The 1,182-nt window shown below is 50.3% G+C and carries 1 protein-coding gene; it reads left to right on the top strand.

What is annotated here, in order from left to right; all coding sequences use genetic code 11:
* Positions 1–190: 190 nt before the first annotated feature.
* Positions 191–1,182 (top strand): plasmid recombination protein (locus ACMP1L_RS13740; protein WP_418453355.1); only part of this gene is annotated, 992 nt, incomplete at its 3' end.

Genomic DNA, 1,182 nt, shown 5'->3' with positions numbered 1-1,182 from the left:
GCAGACATTTTCGCCTTGGTCAGCAGAGGTCACCGCAGTGACCGCATTCCCCCTCGGGAGAGCCCTCGGAGAGCCCACGGCACTTTGCAGCCAGTATGGATGAAAGTGTCATAGTGGGTTATTACACTTTGAAAAAGTGCCGTTCTCCAGCCTTCCGCTGTCTGCAAATCTCAAAGAAAGGAAAAATCCAATGGCAAGAAATGATGGAATAGACCGTACCGTAGCCAGAAATCAGGACTTGGAAACACCGGCTGATGTGGCGAAGGTACAGGAACACAATGAGCGTGAAAAGGACAGCTACAGCAATCAGGACGTCGTGCCGGAACGTACTGCGCTGAATGTTCACTTCAAGTCTCCCACTGACGATTATGTAAAAATGTTCGAGCAGATGGAACAGGATGGCGTGATCTCCACCAGAGGTCTGAAACCGGATGCCGTCAAATACGGTGAGTTGATCTTTGATGTGAACTCTGCTTACTTCTACAATCACGGCGGCTATGAATTTGCAAAACAGTTTTATGCCGATGCCTATAAAGCCGCCGTGGAGATCGTAGGCGGTGAGCAGTATATCCTATCCGCTGTGATGCACGCCGACGAGCGCAACCGGGCAATGTCCGAAGCTCTGGGCGAAGATGTGTACCACTACCACCTTCATGTGGTTTATATCCCGGTGGTAGAGAAGCAAATTCTGTGGTCGAAGCGATGTAAGGATGAATCCCTCCGGGGAACGGTAAAGGAAACGATCACGCAGGTCAGCCGCAGTAAAAAATGGGAGTCCAAGCCGGTGCTTGACAAGGATGGTAATCCAATGTTGAACGCAAAAGGAAAAAAGATTTTGAAGTCGTCCTACAGTGTGTTGCAGGATGACTTTTTTCATTTCATGCGAAATGCCGGATATACCGATGTGGAGCGTGGAGAGCGTGGCAGTACAGAGGAACATCTGACTGTGACCCAGTTCAAGGTGCAGGCAGAACAGCAGCGCTTGGAAGCTGTGACCGGGCAGGTGGCACAGGCGAAGCGGGGGTTGGAGAATGCCAAAGCTGCCACGGAGAAACAGAAAAAGAAACTGGAAGCTCTGCAAAAGGAAACCAAAACAGCAAAGACCGTTGCTCTGACGGTGCAGGAGATTGAAACGATGGGAAAGAAAGCCACATTCGGAAATAATATCACGCTGACACCGGA

The organism is Ventrimonas sp. (genome assembly GCF_048380235.1).
In the GTDB taxonomy this organism is placed as follows: domain Bacteria; phylum Bacillota; class Clostridia; order Lachnospirales; family Lachnospiraceae; genus Brotaphodocola.
Note: the sequence above shows the minus strand (reverse complement) of the source record. Positions and strands in the feature narration are given on the sequence as shown.